The organism is Actinoplanes sp. NPDC051494 (assembly GCF_044454705.1).
Classification (GTDB): domain Bacteria; phylum Actinomycetota; class Actinomycetes; order Mycobacteriales; family Micromonosporaceae; genus Actinoplanes.
Genome location: NZ_JBITDZ010000013.1, coordinates 238,651 through 257,013 on the forward strand (window position 1 = coordinate 238,651; position 18,363 = coordinate 257,013).

General features: G+C 73.3%; 14 protein-coding genes. 9 read left to right on the forward strand and 5 right to left on the reverse strand.

The window, feature by feature from the left end:
* Positions 1-93: 93 nt before the first annotated feature.
* The 3 genes from ACIA6A_RS35375 to ACIA6A_RS35385 form a co-directional block, all read right to left on the reverse strand.
* Positions 94-684 carry a hypothetical protein gene (locus tag ACIA6A_RS35375; RefSeq protein WP_396102357.1) on the reverse strand — a complete coding sequence of 197 codons (591 nt, stop codon included), beginning with the start codon at positions 682-684 and terminating at the stop codon, positions 94-96.
* A 449-nt stretch (positions 685-1,133) separates the two neighbouring features.
* Positions 1,134-1,688, reverse strand: a complete 555-nt coding sequence (locus ACIA6A_RS35380; RefSeq protein WP_396102358.1) for a hypothetical protein — start codon at positions 1,686-1,688, stop codon at positions 1,134-1,136.
* 82 nt (positions 1,689-1,770) lie between these two features.
* Positions 1,771-2,901 carry a cellulase N-terminal Ig-like domain-containing protein gene (locus tag ACIA6A_RS35385; RefSeq protein ID WP_396102359.1) on the reverse strand — a complete coding sequence of 377 codons (1,131 nt, stop codon included), beginning with the start codon at positions 2,899-2,901 and terminating at the stop codon, positions 1,771-1,773.
* A 94-nt stretch (positions 2,902-2,995) separates the two neighbouring features.
* Here ACIA6A_RS35385 and ACIA6A_RS35390 point away from each other — a divergent pair, with 94 nt between their 5' ends.
* Positions 2,996-5,767, forward strand: a complete 2,772-nt coding sequence (locus ACIA6A_RS35390) for a response regulator (RefSeq protein ID WP_396102360.1) — start codon at positions 2,996-2,998, stop codon at positions 5,765-5,767.
* A gap of 6 nt (positions 5,768-5,773) precedes the next feature.
* Here the strand turns inward: ACIA6A_RS35390 and ACIA6A_RS35395 are convergent, their stop codons facing one another.
* Positions 5,774-8,344: a putative bifunctional diguanylate cyclase/phosphodiesterase gene (locus ACIA6A_RS35395; protein ID WP_396102361.1), complete on the reverse strand. Its 2,571-nt coding sequence runs from the start codon at positions 8,342-8,344 to the stop codon at positions 5,774-5,776.
* A 49-nt stretch (positions 8,345-8,393) separates the two neighbouring features.
* Entirely contained in the window at positions 8,394-9,593 is a 1,200-nt protein-coding gene (locus ACIA6A_RS35400) for an aminotransferase class V-fold PLP-dependent enzyme (RefSeq protein WP_396102362.1), read from the reverse strand.
* A 95-nt stretch (positions 9,594-9,688) separates the two neighbouring features.
* Between ACIA6A_RS35400 and ACIA6A_RS35405 the strand changes: the two genes are divergently transcribed.
* The 8 genes from ACIA6A_RS35405 to ACIA6A_RS35440 all read left to right on the forward strand — a co-directional run bounded on the left by ACIA6A_RS35405 (position 9,689) and on the right by ACIA6A_RS35440 (position 18,362).
* Positions 9,689-10,876, forward strand: coding sequence for an NAD(P)/FAD-dependent oxidoreductase (locus ACIA6A_RS35405; RefSeq protein WP_396102363.1), 1,188 nt, complete (start codon positions 9,689-9,691; stop codon positions 10,874-10,876).
* Entirely contained in the window at positions 10,873-11,121 is a 249-nt protein-coding gene (locus tag ACIA6A_RS35410) for a (2Fe-2S)-binding protein (protein ID WP_396102365.1), read from the forward strand. The genes ACIA6A_RS35405 and ACIA6A_RS35410 overlap by 4 nt, the downstream gene beginning before the upstream one ends.
* Positions 11,118-12,491, forward strand: coding sequence for an FAD-dependent oxidoreductase (locus ACIA6A_RS35415; RefSeq protein ID WP_396102366.1), 1,374 nt, complete (start codon positions 11,118-11,120; stop codon positions 12,489-12,491). The genes ACIA6A_RS35410 and ACIA6A_RS35415 overlap by 4 nt, the downstream gene beginning before the upstream one ends.
* Positions 12,488-13,399: a dihydrodipicolinate synthase family protein gene (locus tag ACIA6A_RS35420; RefSeq protein WP_396102368.1), complete on the forward strand. Its 912-nt coding sequence runs from the start codon at positions 12,488-12,490 to the stop codon at positions 13,397-13,399. The genes ACIA6A_RS35415 and ACIA6A_RS35420 overlap by 4 nt, the downstream gene beginning before the upstream one ends.
* Position 13,400: 1 nt before the next feature.
* Positions 13,401-14,402: a proline racemase family protein gene (locus ACIA6A_RS35425; protein ID WP_396102369.1), complete on the forward strand. Its 1,002-nt coding sequence runs from the start codon at positions 13,401-13,403 to the stop codon at positions 14,400-14,402.
* A 10-nt stretch (positions 14,403-14,412) separates the two neighbouring features.
* Positions 14,413-15,747 carry an aldehyde dehydrogenase (NADP(+)) gene (locus ACIA6A_RS35430; RefSeq protein ID WP_396102370.1) on the forward strand — a complete coding sequence of 445 codons (1,335 nt, stop codon included), beginning with the start codon at positions 14,413-14,415 and terminating at the stop codon, positions 15,745-15,747.
* A gap of 72 nt (positions 15,748-15,819) precedes the next feature.
* The gene (locus ACIA6A_RS35435) at positions 15,820-16,488 is read left to right on the forward strand and encodes a GntR family transcriptional regulator (protein ID WP_396102371.1); all 669 of its coding nucleotides are present in this window, start codon (positions 15,820-15,822) and stop codon (positions 16,486-16,488) included.
* 173 nt (positions 16,489-16,661) lie between these two features.
* Positions 16,662-18,362, forward strand: a complete 1,701-nt coding sequence (locus ACIA6A_RS35440; RefSeq protein ID WP_396102372.1) for an ABC transporter substrate-binding protein — start codon at positions 16,662-16,664, stop codon at positions 18,360-18,362.
* Position 18,363: the final 1 nt, after the last annotated feature.

Genomic DNA, 18,363 nt, shown 5'->3' on the forward strand with positions numbered 1-18,363 from the left:
CGACCCCCCCCGCCCCCCGCCCCCGGCCGCCCCCCCCCCCCCCGCCGCCGCCCCCCCCCCCCCCCCCCCCCCCCCCGCTTCTCATTGCCGCGTCTACTTGGTCCTGGCGGCGATCTCACGCTCGCACCCGGGGATCAGGTCCATCCCCCGGGTGATGGACCGCGAATCGTTCTGGTCCCCACCGAGCGCGATACTGATGCCGTCCTCGGACACCTCCACGAACTCGATGCCTTTCTCCTTGAGGCACTTCACCGTGGCCACCGCGAAGTCCCGCGACTCCGGATTGGCCGGGTCCTTCTCCCACGGCGGCAGCGGGAAGTACTGCGGCTCACAGATCTGGTTGGCCTTCTCCATCTTCGACATCTCAGCCTCGGTGGCAGCCCGCGTCCCCGACCGAGCGGCCTTGATGTCCCCGCTCTCGACGCCGTTCTCTTTCAAGCATTTCTGATACGGAGCCAGCAACGCCTCGGACTCCTCCGAGGTCATCCCCAGCGTCTCCCGAGGCCGCTCAGCCTTGACCTTGGCCGAGGCCGACGGCGTGGCCGCGGTGCTCACCAGCGTCGCCACCTTCGCCTCCGCCGGGTCCCCCGCACCCCCCGACGCCCCACCCGGCTCCGACGACCCACAGGCCGCCAGCCCGGTCATCGCGATAGCCGCCGCCACCAGCCCGAAACTCCTGCGCATGAGCCTGCCCCTCTGTCCGACCCGGCCCAGGACTCCCCCGGGCCGAACGGCCAGCCTCCCGGCCAGAAGTCAGGATCATGTGAGGTTCGCCGAACCACCTTCACCCTCGAACAAGTCCTCGAACATCGCTGACATCACAGCGCCGCCGGCACGTCGGGCCCTGCGCGGATACCCCGCCCACCCCGCCTTGAGCATCCTAGGAACCTGGGTTGGCATCCTTCCGGATGGTTGTCGTTCAGCCGGTGATCTGGGGGCGGGCGGCGGTGTTGCCGTGGGTCATCGTGGTGAAGCCGAAGGTGGTGCCGCTGCCGTCCGGCTCGACGGTCATGGCCGGGTGCAAAAACCGGGGCCGGGCCCGGAGGTACCGGTGTTATACCTGCGTGTTCGGACAGCATCGCGAGGCGGAAGCCGGGCCTCGTCGCAGGCCGTCGTGAACCGCCAGACGCACCCTAGGCATCCAGGCAGGAGCCGTCGGGCAGCGGCCCCAGGATCTCGAACGACGATCCGCGCGACGTCCGCGGCACGGTCTCGGTGTCCCCGATGACGCAGACGTCCCCGATCTTGACGGCATACAGCAACGCACCTTCGGGGGCCGGGTCGCCGGGTCGCGCGAGACGCACCACGTGGTCGGGGAAGCCGGCCTCGGTCAAACCTGACCGGGCCACCCGGACGTCGGACTCCGTGGGAGGCAGACGGCGCCCGCCCTCCGCACAGGTGCCGGGCCTCCCGGTGATGCACCAGCCCCCGTCCGCGGCCAGGACGGCGATCATCCCGGCCGTCTCCTCGATGCCCGGAGCGGTGCTGCCGGGGAGGCGGTCACCGGCACCCCGTACCGGCCGGCCGCAGATCTCCTCCGAGGTCTGCCGCAGCGGGCAGATCATCACGAGGCCGGACCCGTCGGCCGGCGGGCCCGGGCCGCCGGGCCGCAGCGATGCCACGGCCGCGACCAGCACCGCGATCCCCGCGGTGGCGGCGAGCCCACCCTTCCGGAACCGCGGGCTCACGAGTACTTGAAGCAGCCAGGCGGGAGCGGAGTCCGATACAGCGGAACAGGCGGGTCACGCCGGCCCCATCGGCGCCGGCCGATCAGAGCTGAGAAGGATCAACGGCGAGCAACGCGTACGTCAGCAGCGCCGTGGCGTCGGCGCCCGGGAAGGCCTCCGCGCCGCAGGTCCCGGGGCACCAGGACGGGGTACGCGATCGCTGGGCGGTCGCGTACGCGGCGTACCGTCCGTCCCGGAACGCCTGTTCGTAGAGGTGCGCGGAGGCGACGTAGCCGAGGCCGGACGCGCCCAGCGGGTCGGCCCCGGCCCGGTCGACCGCGGCGTCCAGCCGGCTCCGCATCGTGGTGCGCAGCGCCGTGACGGGCTCCGGGGCCAGGGCCGCGGCCAGTTCGGCGTTCGCCAGGGCGCTGACGTCGTCGATGCCCAGCGCGGCGTCACCGGCCCGGCGGGCGTCCTTGGCGGCCCAGCCGAGGGCCATCCGGAACCAGTCCCCGGCCCGGGGGTCGCCGAAGCTCCGCGCGGTGCGGGCCAGTTCGGTGGCGCCGAGTGCCAGGTGGCCGGGTTCCTCGCCCCGGCCGCTCGCGAGGCCCAGTGCCCGCACCGCGGCGGCGACATGGGACTCGGCACCGGCCGGGTCCTCCTCGACCTCGGCCCGCGCGGCGAGCGCGAACACCGCCGCCATCTGGCCGGTGCCCTCCCCGGCCGCCGCCCTGCGGTCGAGCGCCGCCACCCCCCGGCGGATCAGCGCCACCACGTCGGGGGTGCCCAGGCCGTAGCGCTCGGCCAGCAGCAGGGCGACGACCGCGTACGCGGTGGTCTCCTCGTCCGGGCGGTTGCGCAGGCGCCGCACCGCGTCGAGGGCGAGCGGCCGGAACAGGTCGGCGGCGGGCGCGACCCGGAACGGCCGGGACAGGGTGCCCCCGACGCGCAACCGGTAGGTCCCGGGTTCGCTGAGCGCGCTGAAGTCGACGGTGCGCAGGCCACCCCGGCGGGGCCCGATCCGGGGCGTGAGCACGTCGGCCCCGTCCGGTCCGACGACCACCGCCCGGACCTCCGCCGTGGTCCGCAGGTAGGCGATCTTGGTCTCGCCGGGCGCGTACCCGGCGCGGTCCAGCCGCAGGACGGCCTCCGGCCGGGGACTCCCGGTGCGGGTGCCGGGGACGACGAGCAGCACGGTGAGCACCGCCACGAGGAGCACCGTCACCTTTGTCACGGGCGCAGTCTGCCCGTCCCGTTCCCGTTCGCGACGCACGCCGGGTACGCGCCCGTCCCGCTCAGCCCTCGCCGCCGCCAGCCGATAAGGCAATGTGGCATCGAAGCGCACACCCGGGCCCATCGCCTGGACGATCAGTCGCGCCCTGACCACCGCGACCGTGCTCAGCATCGTCCTGGTGCTGGTCATCGGCGTCAGCGCCTTCCTGCGTATCGAGCGGTTACTGGCCGACCGCGATCCCGTCGACCGCTCCAACGAGGTGCTCGCGTCGATCGCCCAGCTGCGCGGCTATGTGCAGGACGCCGAACGCGGGCAGCGGGGTTACCTCATCACCGGCGACAGGCGGTATCTGAGGCCGTACACCGACGCGGCCGCGCGGATGCCCGCCACGATCCGCGACCTGCGCCACGCCACCCGGGACAACCCCAATCAGCAGATGCTCCTCAACGGCCTGGAACGGACGTTCGTGGAGAAGAACGAGGAACTCGCCGAGTCCATCCGCCTGCACGACGAGAAGGGGTTCGAGGCGGCTCGCAAGCTCGTCATGTCCGACGAGGGGGCGAAGACGATGGTGCGGATCGAGGCGATGCTCGCGGCGATGCAGACGGAGGAAAAGCGACTGCTGAGAGCAAGGCAGGAGACCAGCTCCCAGAGTGCCGCGACAACCGAGTTCATGATCATTCTGGTCACCGCGCTCGCCGGTGTGGCCATGTCGGTGACCGCCGTGTGGTTGATCCTGCGCATCACCCGGCCGCTACGGGAGGTCACCCGGGCCGCCGACGCCGTGGTCGACGGTGACCTGGAGACGCGGGTGCCGGTTTCCGGGCCCGTCGAGATAGCCCGGATGGCGACCGCGGTGAACGCCTCGACCCAGGCCCTGCTGGAGGCCCGCAACCAGGCGGTCTCCGCGGGCGCGGCGAAGGGCGCGTTCCTGGCCACGATGAGCCACGAGATCCGTACCCCGATGAACGCGGTGATCGGGATGACCGGGCTGCTGCTGGACACCGGGCTGACGCCGGAGCAGCGCAACCTCGCCACGACCGTGCGCGACAGCGGCGAGGCCCTGCTGGTGATCATCAACGACATCCTGGACTGGTCCAAGATCGAATCCGGCCAGCTCGACCTCGAGGACGCGTCGTTCGAGGCCCAGGACTTCCTCGACAGCGCGCTCGCGCTGATGGCGGTGCCGGCCGGCTACAAGAAGATCGACCTCGTCGGCGACGTCGGGCCGAGCTGCCCGCCGGTGCTGCGCGGCGACGCGACCCGGCTGCGGCAGATCGTCATCAACCTGCTCTCGAACGCGGTCAAGTTCACCGACGAGGGCGAGGTCGTCGCGACCATGTCCGCCGGCGACCCCGATCCGGAGAACCGGCTGCTGGTGACGATCGACGTGCGCGACACCGGCATCGGCATCCCGCCCGAGAAGGTCGACGCGCTGTTCAGCCCGTTCATCCAGGCCGACGTCTCGACCACCCGGGTGTACGGCGGCACCGGCCTGGGCCTCGCGATCAGCCGCCGGCTGGCCCACGCCATGGGCGGCGACATCACCGTCACCAGCCGGGAGGGCGAGGGATCCACGTTCACCGTCACGGCCCGGCTGCGCGCCTGCACCCAGGCGGCCGGCAACGGGCGCTCCGACCTGCGCCTCATCGGCCGGTCCGCGCTGGTGGTCGACGACAACGCCACCAACCGGACCGTCCTGCAGCGTCAGCTCGCCGGCTGGGGCATGGAGTGCACGCTCGCCGCGTCCGGCGAGGAGGCGCTCGAGATCGTCGCCGGCGACCGTACGTTCGACTGCGCCGTGCTCGACATGCACATGCCCGGCTTCGACGGCGCCGAGCTCGCCACCGTGCTGCGCGACTCGCCCGGCACCACCGCCATGCCGCTGCTGCTGGCCAGCAGCATCACCTGGCAGCCCCGGCCCGGGCAGCGGGAACTGTTCGACGCGGTACTGACCAAACCGACCCGGTCCAGCACGCTGCACACCACGCTGGTCCGGCTGCTCGCGCCGGCCGAGCCCACCGCCACCCACGAACCGCCACCCGGCGCCACGGCGGCCGTCCAGCGTTCGCTGCGGGTCCTGGTGGCCGAGGACAACCACGTCAACCAGCAGGTCGCCCAGCACATGCTGGCCAAGCTCGGGCACCGGGTGCACACCGTCGCCGACGGCAGCGAGGCCGTCGAGGCCCTGCGCCAGGCCGACTACGACGTGGTGCTCATGGACATCCAGATGCCGGTCCTGGACGGGCTGGAGGCCACCCGGCTGATCCGGGCCGAGCTGCCCGCGGCCCGGCAGCCGTACATCATCGCCATGACCGCGAGCGTGCTCATCGAGGACCGCACCGCCTGCCGCCTGGCCGGGATGGACGACTACCTGGCCAAACCGGTCCGCCTCGACGACGTCGCGGCCGCGTTCGCCCGGCTGAGCGCCGGGCAGGACGTCGCGGAGGCCTTCCGGGCCGGCACCCCGGCCACCGGCGCCGCCGACCCGATCGACGGCATCCGGGCCCGGCTCATCGACATCACCGCCATCGACCCCACCGACGCCGAACGGGCCATGCTGGCCCAGCTCCTCACGTCGTTCACCGACCGCACCCCGCAGGCCGTCGACGAGCTCGAGGCCGCCCTGCGCGCCGGTGACCGGGAAGCGGTCCGCAGCCGGGCCCACACCCTCAAGGGCACGGTCGGCAACCTCGGCGCCGGGGCGCTGGCCGCCCTGTTCGCCCCGCTCGAGGCGGCCGCCCGCGAGGACGACGACCTGCCCGACCCGGAGCAGGTCCTGCCGGGGATCCGCGCCGAGTACGAGCGGGTCGCCCACGCCTGTACGGCCCTGACGACCGAGATGAGGCAGCCCGCCCTGCACTGACGGGGTTCAGCGAGGACTGACCGCCAGCATCGCGGTGAGCTCCGCGGCCGGCACCGGGCGGCCGAACAGGTAGCCCTGGGCACGGCGGTAGCCGAGGTCGATGATCCGGCGGCGTTGTTCCTCGGTCTCCACGCCCTCGGCGACCGCTTCCAGGCCCATCGCGTCGGCGAGCTGGACGACGGCCCGGGCGATCGCGTCCGGGCGCGGGACCGGCATGAACGAGCGGTCCAGTTTGATCTGGTCGACCGGGCAGGTGGCCAGCACGCTGAGGGTGGACGCCTCGGTCCCGAAATCGTCGAGGGCGATCCGGACCCCGAGCGCGCGCAGCTGTTCCAGGCCGTGCCGGGTGCGGCCGGGGTCGACCGCGGTCGACTCGGTGATCTCCAGGGTGAGCCGGGACGCGGCGAGGCCGTGGTCGTGCAGGGCGGCGGCCACCTCCGCGACGAAGTCTCCCTCGTGCAGCTGGCGGGCGGACACGTTGACCGCGATCGAGGCGATCGAGGCGGGCCAGGACGCGGCCTGCCGGCACGCCTCGCGCAGCACCCAGCGGCCCAGCGGCACGATGAGGCCGTTCTGTTCCGCGGCGGCCAGGAACTCGTGCGGGCCGAGCAGGCCGCGCTGCGGGTGCTGCCAGCGCAGCAGGGCCTCGACCCCGACGGGTACGCCGTCCGGCAGGCTGACCACCGGCTGGTAGTGCAGCACGAACTCGTCGCCGGCCAGCGCCGACTGCAGCGTCGAGTTGAGCCGGGCCCGTTCGGCGCGCTGGGTGTCCATGCCGGGCTCGTACCGCTGGTGGCCGCCCTCGCCGCGGGCCTTCGCCTCGTACATGGCGACGTCCGCGCGGCGCAGCAGGTCGCCGGCGTCGTCGCCGCTCACGCCCTCGGCGACGCCATAGCTGGCCCGGACCGCGAGCAGCTGGTCGTCGACCTCGACGGGCAGGCGCAGCTGGTCGGCGATCCGGTCCAGGACCCGGGTGACGTCGGTGCCGCCGAGGTTCTCGAACAGGATCGCGAACTCGTCGCCGCCGAGCCGGGCCACCAGGTCGCTGGGGCGCACCGAGGCGAGCATCCGCTCGGCGACCGCGACCAGCAGCGCGTCGCCCGCGGCGTGCCCGAGGGTGTCGTTGACGAGCTTGAACTCGTCGAGGTCGATCAGCACGACGGTGAACCGGTGGTCCGGGAACGGCGCCCGGGTGTTCTCCGCGACCCGCTGCCCGAACAGCACCCGGTTGGCGAGGCCGGTCAGCGCGTCGTGGGTCGCGTCGTGGCTGAGCCGGTCCTGGGTCTCGCGCACCTGGGTGATGTCGCGGGCGTTGCCCACGATGCCGGCGACGCTCGGCTGGTCGAGCAGGTTCGACAGCACGACCTCCAACCAGATCCAGGTGCCGTCGGCGTGCCGGAAGCGGGCCTGGTAGGTCGCGGTGCTGGTGGGGTCGGTGAACACGGCCACCGCGGCGGCCTGCACCAGGGGCAGGTCGTCGCGGTGCAGGAACGTGCGCAGCTGAGTGCCGAGCAGGTCGTCCGGGTGCCGGCCGAGCACCCGCAGCGTCGCCGGGCTGAGGTACTTCACGTTGTGGTCGCGGTCGGTGATCGTCACGATGTCCGAGGAGTTCTGGGCGATCAGCCGGAACCGTTCCTTGAGCGCCTCGTTGTCCCGGAACGCGTTGACCTGCCGGTAGACGACCAGCGCGGTGAGCAGCACCGCGAAGATCGCGACCACCAGGGCGTTGCGGCCGTCGGTGGCCACGACGTGCAGGAGCAGGCCGTCGACCGCGGCCACCGCCACGTACGGAAGCAGACTGAACTGCCGCGGAGGGCCGGCCGTGGCCGTCGCGCCGCCGGGGGCGGGCAGCTGACGCCGGGCTGCGATCGCGATGGCGAGGCCGGCGCCCGGGATCACCATCAGCAGGGGTTCGAGGCCGCTGTGGTCGCCGAGCGCGATCCCGGCCGCCGTGCCGACGCCGCCGACCAGGCAGGCGCACGCGAACATGTGCAGCACGCCGCGCGGCAGCGACTCGGAGCCGGCCAGGATCAGTTTCGCCACCAGGAAGACGACGATCAGCCCGACACCCATCATGACGACGGTGGTGGCCAGCGCCGCAGGATCGCGGACGGCCTCCAGCGCCGCGGTGTGCCACAGAAAGATCGCCGACGCGGTCATCGTGATGGCGAGGTCCAGCCACAGGGCGATCCGGGAGCGCCCACCGCGCGTGGCGACCGGCAGCCGGGCCACGGCCCACAGCATCGTCAGCGCGCCGGCGCCGTGGATGATCTGCGCGGTGGACGTCAGGTCCGCGCCGGTCACCGCCGTGACGAGCCGCAGGCCCAGGCCACCGGCCATGACGGCCAGCCCCAGCGACGCGGTCCGCCAGAACCTCCGCGCGTACGGGTCAAGGCCGCCCGCCACCGCGGTCCGCGCGCACACCAGCACGCTGAGCCCGTGCGCGACCATGATCAGCACCCACGTGACCGGGGCGGGCGGGAACCACCCACCCGCGGCCCCGACCGCGAACAGGGCGACGCAGACGGCGGTCACCCCGGCCAGCACGCGCAGCGCCCGGCTCTCGAACTCCCTCACTGCCCCCTGATCGGTCCCCCGCGGCCCGGACCTGAGCAAACGACCCGCCCTATCGGGACCAGGCGGCCAGCGCCGGGACGCAGCGCTCGGCGAAGTCCTCGTAGTCGGCGGCGGTGTTGTAGGCGTGCGCGGACAGCCGCAGGTAGCCCACCCCGGCGAAGCGGGAGAACGCGCATTCGGCGCCGAGCTCGTCCAGCACGCGCAGCCGCAGGTCGTCGGGCACCGCGCCGAGCTCGCCGGGCAGGCGGACCAGGCGCAGGGGGCCGGCCGGCATGCCGGTGACGACGGTGTGGTCCTCGCCGGTGAGCTCGCCGAACGCGGCCGCGACCAGGTCCGCGCCCCAGCCGGCGAGCCGGGTGGCGTAGTCACGGACGGTCGCCCAGCCCCACAGGCGGTCGATCCCGCCCAGCGCGGCCGGCGCGGCGAGCTGCCCGGTGACGTCCAGCGTGCCCTGGACGTCGAAGCGGTCCGGGAACGGCAGCGGCGCGCCCCACGAGTCGATCAGCGGGTACAGGCCGGCGGCGTGCGGGCCACGGGCCACCAGGACGCCGCTGCCACGTGGCGCGCAGCCGAACTTGTGCAGGTTGCCGACCCACACGTCGCAGTCGAGGCCGTCGAACGGGTCCGCGACCATGGCCGGGACGTGGGCGCCGTCGACCAGTACGGGGATGCCGCGTTCCCGGGCCGCCGCGCTGATCGCGGCGACCGGCAGGAACCGGGCGGTCGGTGACGTCACGTGGTCCACCACGACCAGGGCGGTCCGCCCGGTGAGCGCGCCGACAACCGCCGCGCACGCTTCCTCCGGGCCCGCCGCCAGCGGTACGTGCGCCACGCGCACCGTGCCTCCGTGGCGGCGGGCCAGGCGTTCGGCGCCCAGCACCACCGCCCCGTACCCGTGATCGGTCAGCACGATCTCGCCTCCGGCGGGGAACGGCAGCCCGGCGTACGCGGCACTGACCCCCGCGCTCGCGTTCGGCACCAGGGCGAGCGTGCCCGGTCCGGCGCCGAGGAACGCGGCCACCTCGGCGCGCGCGGCGGCGATCCGGGGCGGGAGGCCGGCGAACCAGCGCACCGGGGCCTGTTCCATCTCGGTGCGCAGGGCGGCCTGGACGGCGAGCGCCGCGGACGGGACGGCGCCGAACGAGCCGTGGTTGAGGTGCCGCAGGGCCGGGGTGAGCGGCCACGCGGCCGCGGCGGGCCGCCCGTCCGGGGTGGTGAGCGGGGTGGGCGGTCCGGCGATGGTGTCCATGAGTCTCTGATGCTCAGTAACATTTCACAGCACGAGTATTTGGCCGTTCGGGGCAACTATTCCCGCGAACCGAGGGCATGTGACATAGTACTGCGGTGTCCTCTCCTCTCCGGGTCGTCGTGGTGGGCGCCGGCATCGTCGGCGCCGCGACCGCCCGCGCCCTGGCCCGCGCGGGCTGCGCCGTGACCGTGGTCGACCGCGGGGCCACCGCCGGCGGCACGTCCTCCGGCGGCGAGGGCAACCTGCTCGTCTCCGACAAGGAGCCCGGCGCCGAGCTGCGGCTCGCCCAGCGCTCGCTGACCGCCTGGGCGACGATCGAGGACGAGCTGCGCGACGAGCTGCCCGCCGGGTTCCCGGACCTCGAGCTGGAACGCAAGGGTGGCCTGGTCGTCGCGACCACCGGCGCCGGGGCGCAGGCATTGCTCGCGTTCGCCGGCACCCAGCGGGCCGCCGGGGTGCGTGCCGAGACGATCGACGGCGCGCGGGCCCACGAGCTGGAACCGGATCTCACGCCGGACAGCACCGCCGCCGTGTACTACCCCGAGGACCTGCAGGTGCAGCCGGTGGCCGCGACCGAGGCGCTGCTGGCCGCGGCCCGCCGGCACGGCGCGCGCGTGGTCCAGGGCGTCGAGGTGACCGGGCCGCTGCTGGTCTCCGGGCGGCTCGGCGGGGTCCGCGCCGGGGGCGGGACGTTCGAGGCCGACGCCGTGGTGGTCGCCGCCGGTCCGTGGTCCGGCGTGGTCGCCGAGCGGCTCGGCGTACCGCTGCCGGTGCGCCCGCGCCGGGGCACCGTGCTGGTCACCTCGCGCATGCCGCGGCGGATCCGGCACAAGGTCTACGACGCCGACTACGTGGGCGCGGTCGGCTCCGGCTCGGCCGATCTGCAGGTCTCCAGCGTGGTCGAGTCCACCGCGGGCGGCACCGTGCTGATCGGGTCGTCGCGCGAGCGCCGTGGCTTCGACGAGCGGATCGAGGTCCGGGTGCTGACCACGCTGGCCGCGAAGGCGTTGCTGCTGTTCCCGTTCCTGGCCGACGTGCAGGTGATGCGGGCGTACGGCGGGTTCCGCCCCTTCGTCCCCGACCATCTCCCGGTGATCGGCGCGGATCCCCGGCTGCCCGGGCTGTGGCACGCCACCGGCCACGAGGGCGCCGGGATCGGGCTGAGCCTGTCCACCGCCGAGATCCTGCGCGACCTGATGCTCGACGGCGGCCCCGGCGGCGACAACGAGTTCCGTCTCGACCGGCCCACCCTGCTGCCGCACCTGGAAGGAAGCACCCGATGATCCACATCGAGGTCGACGGGCAGCGGCTCGCGGGCCGGGACGGGCAGACCCTCGCCGGGCTGCTGCTGGCCGACGGGCGGGCGTCCTGGCGGCGCACCCGGACCGGCCGGCCGCGCGGCGTGTTCTGCGGGATCGGCGTCTGCTTCGACTGCCTCGTCACCGTCAACGGGCTGCGCGACGTGCGGGCCTGCCAGCGCCGGGCCGCCGACGGCGACCGGGTCGAGCTGCAGCAGGACCAGGCGTGAGCGACGTGCTCGTCGTCGGCGGCGGACCGGCGGGGATGGCCGCGGCCCTCGCCGCCCACCGGCACGGCGCCCGGGTGGTGCTGCTGGAGGCCGGCGACGACGTGGGTGGCCAGTTCTGGCGCCATCGGGGCACCGGCGCGGACGAGGGGGTCTGGCACCACGGCTGGGACCGCTTCCTCGCGCTGCGCTCCGGGCTGACCCGCGTCGAGGTCGTGACGAACGCGCACGTCTGGAAGCTCGACCGGCGCGACGACGCCCCGCCGGTGGTGCACGTGCTCGTCGGGGAACCGGACGGGCAGGGCCGCGAGTCGCGTACCTATGCCCCGGAGACTTTGATCCTCGCCACCGGGGCGTTCGAGCGGACCCTGCCGTTCCCCGGCTGGGACCTGCCCGGCGTCTACACCGCCGGGGCCGCGCAGGCGCTCGCCAAGGGTGAGCGCGTCGCGGTCGGCGCGCGGGTCCTCGTCGCCGGGGCCGGGCCGTTCCTGCTGCCGGTGGTCTCCAGCCTGCTGCGGATCGGCGCCGGGGTCGCGGGCGTCGTCGAGGCGGCCGGCCCGGCGCAGCTCGCCCGCGGCTGGGCCGCCCGCCCCTGGCGGCTGCTCGCGGCCCGGCACAAGACCGCGGAGCTGGCCGGGTACGTCCGTGAGCTCGCCACCCACCGGGTCCCGTACCGGACCGGGGCGGCCGTCGTCGCGGCGCACGGCACCGACCGGGTCGAGGCGGTCACCGTCGCCCGGCTGTCAGCGGACTGGGCACCGGTCCCCGGCACGGAACGACGGATCGCAGCCGACGCGGTGTGTGTCAGCCACGGTTTCGTCCCGCGCACCGAACTGGCCGTCGCCGCCGGCTGCGTCACCGGCCCGGACGGCTCGGTGACCGTGGACGACCGGCAGCGCACGTCGGTGCCCGGCGTGCTGACCGCCGGTGAGCTCACCGGCATCGGCGGCGCCGACCTGGCCCTGGCCGAGGGCGAGATCGCCGGGACGGTGGCCGCCGGCGGGGTGCCCGGGCCGGCCGCGGTGCGCCAACGCGCGGTCTTCCGGGAGTTCGCCGCCCGCATGGCCGCCGCGCACGGCATCCGCCCCGGCTGGCAGGCGTGGCTCGACGACAGCACCGTGGTGTGCCGCTGCGAGGACGTCACCGCCGGCGCGCTGCGGCACGCCGTCGCGGTCACCGGTTCGCGCGGGCTGCGCTCGCTCAAGCTCACCACCCGGGCCGGTCTCGGGCTGTGCCAGGGCCGCACGTGCGGCCGTACCGTCGAGGACCTGGTCCCCGGCCTTCTTGATCCGGGCCGCACCGACCGGCGGCCCATCGCACTTCCGCTACGCCTGGGCGAGCTTGCCACCAGTAACCGAGAGGACGTCCCATGAGTTCCGCACCGACCCCCCTGCGCGGGGTCATCGTCGCCACCGCGCTGCCGTTCAAGGAGAACCCCTCGGCGCCGGCCGGGCTGGAGGTCGACTACGACCGCTACGCCGAGCACTGCGACTGGCTGATGGCCAACGGGTGCCACGGGGTCGGCCCCAACGGCTCGCTCGGCGAGTACTCCGCGCTGACCGACGCCGAGCGCCGCAGGGTCGTCCAGGTCGCCGTCGAGGCGGTCGCCGGGCGCGGCGTCGTCGTGGCGGGCGTGCACGGCCCGGGCTGGCACCAGGCGAAGCACTGGGCCGAGCTGGCCGCCGAGGACGGCGCCGACGCGGTGCTGGCGCTGCCGCCGACGATGTACCGGGCGAGCCGGGCCCAGGTCGTCGAGCACTACGCGAGGATCGACGAGGTCGGGCTGCCGATCATGATCTACAACAACCCGATCGACACGAAGGTCGACCTGGTGCCCGACCTGGTCGCCGAGATCGCCCAGCTGCCCAACGTCGCCGCGATCAAGGAGTTCAGCGGGGACGTGCGCCGGTTGTTCGAGATCGCCGAGCGGTGCGACATCGACGTGGTGGCCGGCGCCGACGACGTGCTGTTCGAGCTGATGGCCGACGGCGCGGTCGGCTGGTTCGCGGGCTTCCCCAACACGTTCCCGGCCGAGTCGGTGGCGATCTACGAGCACATGCTGGCCGGCCGGTTCGTCGAGGCCCGGGAGCTGTACAAGCACCTCGTCGCGGTGTTCCGGTGGGACTCGCGCACCGAGTTCGTGCAGGCCATCAAGTTCGCCATGGACCTGGTCGGGCGCTACGGCGGCCCGTGCCGCCCGCCGCGCGGTCCGCTCACCGCCGAGCACACCGAGCAGGTACGCGCGGACATGAAGCGGGCCGTGGCCGGGCTGGCGGGCTGAGATGCGCGCGTCGCGGCTGTTCTCCGCGGTCGACTCGCACACCGAGGGGATGCCGACCCGCGTCGTGACCGGTGGCATCGGGGTGATCCCCGGTGCCACCATGAACGCCAAGCGGCTGCACTTCATCGAACACCTCGACCACGTACGCCGGTTGCTGGTGAACGAACCGCGCGGCCACTCGGCGATGAGCGGGGCGATCCTGCAGCCGCCGACCCGCCCGGACGCGGACTTCGGCGTGCTGTACATCGAGGTGTCCGGCTGCCTGCCGATGTGCGGCCACGGCACGATCGGGGTGGCCACGGTCCTGGTCGAGACCGGCATGGTCGAGGTGACCGAGCCGGTGACCCGGATCCGGCTGGACACCCCGGCCGGGCTGGTGATCGCGAACGTGGCGGTGGTGGACGGGCACGCCGAGAGCGTCACGCTGGAGAACGTGCCGTCGTACTGCGACCGGCTCGACGCGACCGTCGAGGTGCCCGGGCTCGGCGAGGTGCGCTACAGCCTGGCGTTCGGCGGGAACTTCTACGCCATGGTCGAGCTGGCCGACCTCGGGCTGCCGTTCGACCGCGCTCACAAGGACGAGATCCTGGCCGCCGGCCTGGCCATCATGGACGCGATCAACACGACGGCGCCGCCGGAGCACCCGACCATCGACGGGGTCGACCACTGTCACCACGTCGAGTTCATCGCGCCCGGCTCGGACGCCACACTGTCCCGGCACGCCATGGCCATCCACCCGGGCTGGTTCGACCGGTCGCCGTGCGGGACCGGCACGTCGGCGCGGATGGCGGAGCTGCACGCGCGCGGCGAGCTGCCGCTGGAGCGGGACTTCGTCAACGAGTCGTTCATCGGCAGCCGGTTCACCGGGCGGCTGGTGGGCGAGACCACGGTCGGCGGCCGGCCCGCCGTGCTGCCGACCATCACCGGGCGGGCGTGGGTGACCGGGATCGGGCAGTACATGCTTGACCCGGCCGACCCGTACCCGGCCGGCTTCGAGTTCTGAGGGGTTTTCTGTGGAGATTCTCGCCGCGGCGCAGGCCGCACGTGACGTCATGCGCCGCTCGACAGCGGCGGACCGGGCCGGCTGGCTGACTGCGGCCGCCGACGCGCTGGACGCGGCCGCCGACGAGCTGGTGGCACTGGCCCACGAGGAGACCCACCTGCCGGTCGCCCGGCTGACCGGGGAGCTCAAGCGCACCACGTTCCAGGCCCGGCTGTTCGCCGGCGCCGACCTGGCCCCGGTGACCGTCGAGCCCGCCGACCCGGAGTGGGGCATGGGTCCCAAGCCGGCGCTGGTGCGCACGGTCGTGCCGATCGGGCCGGTGCTGGTGTTCGCGGCGAGCAACTTCCCGTTCGCGTTCAGCGTGTTCGGCGGCGACACCGTCTCGGCGCTGGCCGCGGGCTGCCCGGTGGTCGTCAAGGCCCACCCCGGGCATCCCCGGCTGTCACGGCGCACCGCGGAGATCGTGCGCGGGCACCTGCCGTTTTTCGGCCTGATCGAGGGGGTCGAGGAGGGCCTGACCGCGTTGCGCGACCCGCGGATCAAGGCGGTCGGCTTCACCGGCTCCACCGCCGGTGGGCGCGCGCTGTTCGACATCGCCGCGGCCCGGCCCGAGCCGATCCCGTTCTACGGCGAGCTGGGCAGCGTCAACCCGGTCGTGGTGACCCCGGCCGCGTGGCGGGAGCGCGGCACCGGCATCACCCGCGAGTGGATCGGCTCGCTGACGCTGGGTTCCGGCCAGTTCTGCACGAACCCCGGCATCGTGCTCGTGCCCGACGCCGAGGGCTTCCTCAAGGGCCTGCAACTGCCGGCGCCGGGCCGGATGCTCACCGACGGACTCGAACAGGGGTACGCCGACGCGGTGCACCGGGTCGGCGACCTGCCCGGGGTGCGGGCCGCGGTGCAGGGACCGGCCAACGACGAGGGGGTCCGCGCGAGCGTGCTGCGTTCCAGCGCCCGGGCGGTGCTCGCCGACCCGCGGATGCTGGAGATCGAGATGTTCGGGCCGGCCGGCCTGGTGATCGGCTACGCCTCGCCGGGCGAGCTGACCGAGGTGCTGGAACTGCTCCCCGGGCAGCTCACCGGCACCGTGCAGGCGCTCAGCGACGGCGACGACCCGGTGGCCGCCGAGGTGGTCGAGCTGCTGGCCGGCAAGGCGGGCCGGATCGTGTACAACGACTGGCCCACCGGGGTGACGGTGTCCGGCGCGCAGCACCACGGCGGGCCGTACCCGGCGACCACCGCGCCGACGTCGACCTCGGTGGGGTTGCACGCGATCGCCCGGTGGCAGCGGCCGGTGACGTTCCAGGGCACTCCGGCGACGGTGCTGCCCGCACACCTGCGCTGAGCGGTGGATGCCATACTCGGCACCACGCGATCCATCTGATCTGCGCGATGTGACATTTTAGTGGGGGCGGGGATGCATCCTTCGACCATCGGGCCGGTGGCCGTGGCGACGAGCCTGCGCGGCACCGTGGAGGACGCGGTCGCCGCCGCCATCGTCTCGGGCGAGCTGGCCCCGGGCACCCTGGTGACCGCGCCGACGCTGGCCGCGCGGTTCGGGGTGTCCGCCACCCCGGTCCGCGAGGCGATGCTCAACCTGCAGAAACGCGGGTTCGTCGACGCGGTGCGCAACAAGGGGTTCCGGATCACCGACGTCAGCGAGCAGGACCTCTGGGAGATCGTGCGGCTGCGCCAGCAGCTGGAGGCCCCGCCGATGCGCGAGATCGCCCGGACCCTGCAGCCCGGCCCCGCGGCCGAGCTGCGGGTCCTGGCCCAGACCATCGTCGACGCGGCGGCCACCGCCGATCTGGCCGCCTACCTCGCCGCCGACATGGCGTTCCATCTGCGGCTGCTGGAATTGCACGGCAACCGCCGGCTGGTCGCGATCGTGAAGGACCTGCGCCAGCAGACCCGCATGGTGGGGCTGGCCGACATGGTCGGCACGGCCGAGCTGGCCCGCTCCGCGGCCGAGCACCACCTGCTGGTCGACCTGCTCGAGGCGCACGACGGCCGGGGCGCGGAAACCCTGCTCACCGCGCACATCGGGCATGTCCTCGGCTGGTGGAACGGCCGCTCCGAGGACTGAGCACCACCGCTTCGTGAGCCCGTCCGGCCGAGCCGGACGGGCCGTCGGCGTATGCCCGGGAGCCGCCCTGACCACAGGTTAAAAAACTGGTGAACATCTCTTCACCTGCGAGGTGTGACATACTACTGTCTCCCCCAAGCGACCCAGATCACCGTGCTTGAAGGTGGGACCCTGTGACAAGAATCCAATCCTCGGCGGCGCTCGCTGGGCTGACGGCCGGCGTCCTCGCCCTTTCCGCGTGTTCCGGGGGCGGCTCCTCGTCCACCGGCACCGGCACCGGCGGCAGCGGCGGCAGCGCGGTCAAGGGCGGGACCATGCAGGTCCTGCAGAACGCCGACTTCTCCTATCTCGACCCGGCCCGCGGCTGGGACGGCGGCGTGAACGCGTTCTACCGCCTGGTCTACCGCCAGCTGATCACCAAGGCACCCAACGACGCCCAGGACCCCAACGCGATGGTCCCCGACCTCGCGCAGAGCCTCGGCGAGGTCTCCGCGGACGGTCTCACCTGGACCTACAAGCTCAAGGCCGGCATCACGTTCGACACCGGTGCCCCGATCACCGCCAAGGACGTCAAGTTCGGCATCAGCCGAGGCTGGGACCCCGAGATCGGGATCGGCTCGCCGTACCTCAAGCAGCTGATCGACGCCCCGGCCGGCTACCAGGGGCCGTACCGGTCGGGTGAGCTGGCGACGATCGAGACGCCGGACGACACCACGATCGTGTTCCACCTCAAGGCGCCGTTCCCCGAGTTCGACGCCGCGCTGTCGATGCCCAGCGGCACACCGTTCCCGGTCGGCACCGGCGCGGGCGACACGTTCATCAAGGACATGGTCGCCTCCGGGCCGTACGACCTGGAGACGTTCACCCCGGGCAGCACGATCAAGCTCAAGCGCAACGACAAGTGGGACGCCTCGACCGACCCGGTGCGCAAGGCCTACCCCGACGCGTGGAACTTCACCATCGGCATCGAGGGCGCCACCATCGACGAGCGGCTCATCGCCGGCCAGGGCGCCGACGTCAACGCGATCGCCGGCAGCGTGCAGACCGCCACCATCGCCCGGCTGCAGACCCCGCAGCTCAAGGACCGCGTGCTCAAGGCGCCGTCGACCTGCCAGACCTACATGGGCCTGAACACGACCAAGAAGCCGCTCGGCGACGTCAAGGTGCGCCAGGCGATCGAGTACGCGGTGGACAAGAGCGCGGTGCTGAACGCGACCGGCGGCACCCAGTTCGCGACCGTCTCCACCACGATCCTGCCGGGTACGGTCTCCGGGCACACCGATTTCGACCTGTACCCGAGCGCGGACAACGCCGGTGACCCGGAGAAGGCCAAGGCGCTGCTCACCGAGGCGGGCCTGCCCACCGGCTTCACGATGACCCTGGACGTACGCTCGCACCCGACCGCCCAGCGGCAGGCCGAGGCGATCCAGCAGTCGCTCAAGAAGGCCGGCATCGAGGTCAAGCTGAACGTCATCGACGTCTCGACGTACTACGAGACCATCGGCACCCCGTCGCAGCAGCACGACGCGGCCATCACCGGCTGGTGCCCCGACTGGGCGTCGAGCGCGTCGACGTTCCTGCCGCCGCTGTTCGACGGCCGGCTGATCACCGCGAAGGGCAACCAGAACCTCGCCCAGATCAACGACGACGCGGTGAACACGGCGATCGACGCGGCCAAGAACGAGACCGACCTGGCCAAGGCCAACACCGCCTGGGGCGCTCTCGACAAGCAGATCATGGAGCTGGCGCCGATCGTGCCGCTGAACGTCGAGAACCGCATCTACCTGCCGGGCACCAACGTGGCCGGGGTGATCGCGCCGTCGGGCGACCTCGACTACGGGATCATCGGTCTCAAGGACCCCGCGAAGGGCTGAC

Bases quoted from the DNA above. Each gene is read 5' to 3' on its own strand.
- ACIA6A_RS35375 (WP_396102357.1), bottom strand. From the start codon at position 684: ATGCGCAGGAGTTTCGGGCTGGTGGCGGCGGCTATCGCGATGACCGGG.
- ACIA6A_RS35400 (WP_396102362.1), bottom strand. From the start codon at position 9,593: ATGGACACCATCGCCGGACCGCCCACCCCGCTCACCACCCCGGACGGG.
- ACIA6A_RS35410 (WP_396102365.1), top strand. From the start codon at position 10,873: ATGATCCACATCGAGGTCGACGGGCAGCGGCTCGCGGGCCGGGACGGG.
- ACIA6A_RS35420 (WP_396102368.1), top strand. From the start codon at position 12,488: ATGAGTTCCGCACCGACCCCCCTGCGCGGGGTCATCGTCGCCACCGCG.
- ACIA6A_RS35425 (WP_396102369.1), top strand. From the start codon at position 13,401: ATGCGCGCGTCGCGGCTGTTCTCCGCGGTCGACTCGCACACCGAGGGG.
- ACIA6A_RS35435 (WP_396102371.1), top strand. From the start codon at position 15,820: ATGCATCCTTCGACCATCGGGCCGGTGGCCGTGGCGACGAGCCTGCGC.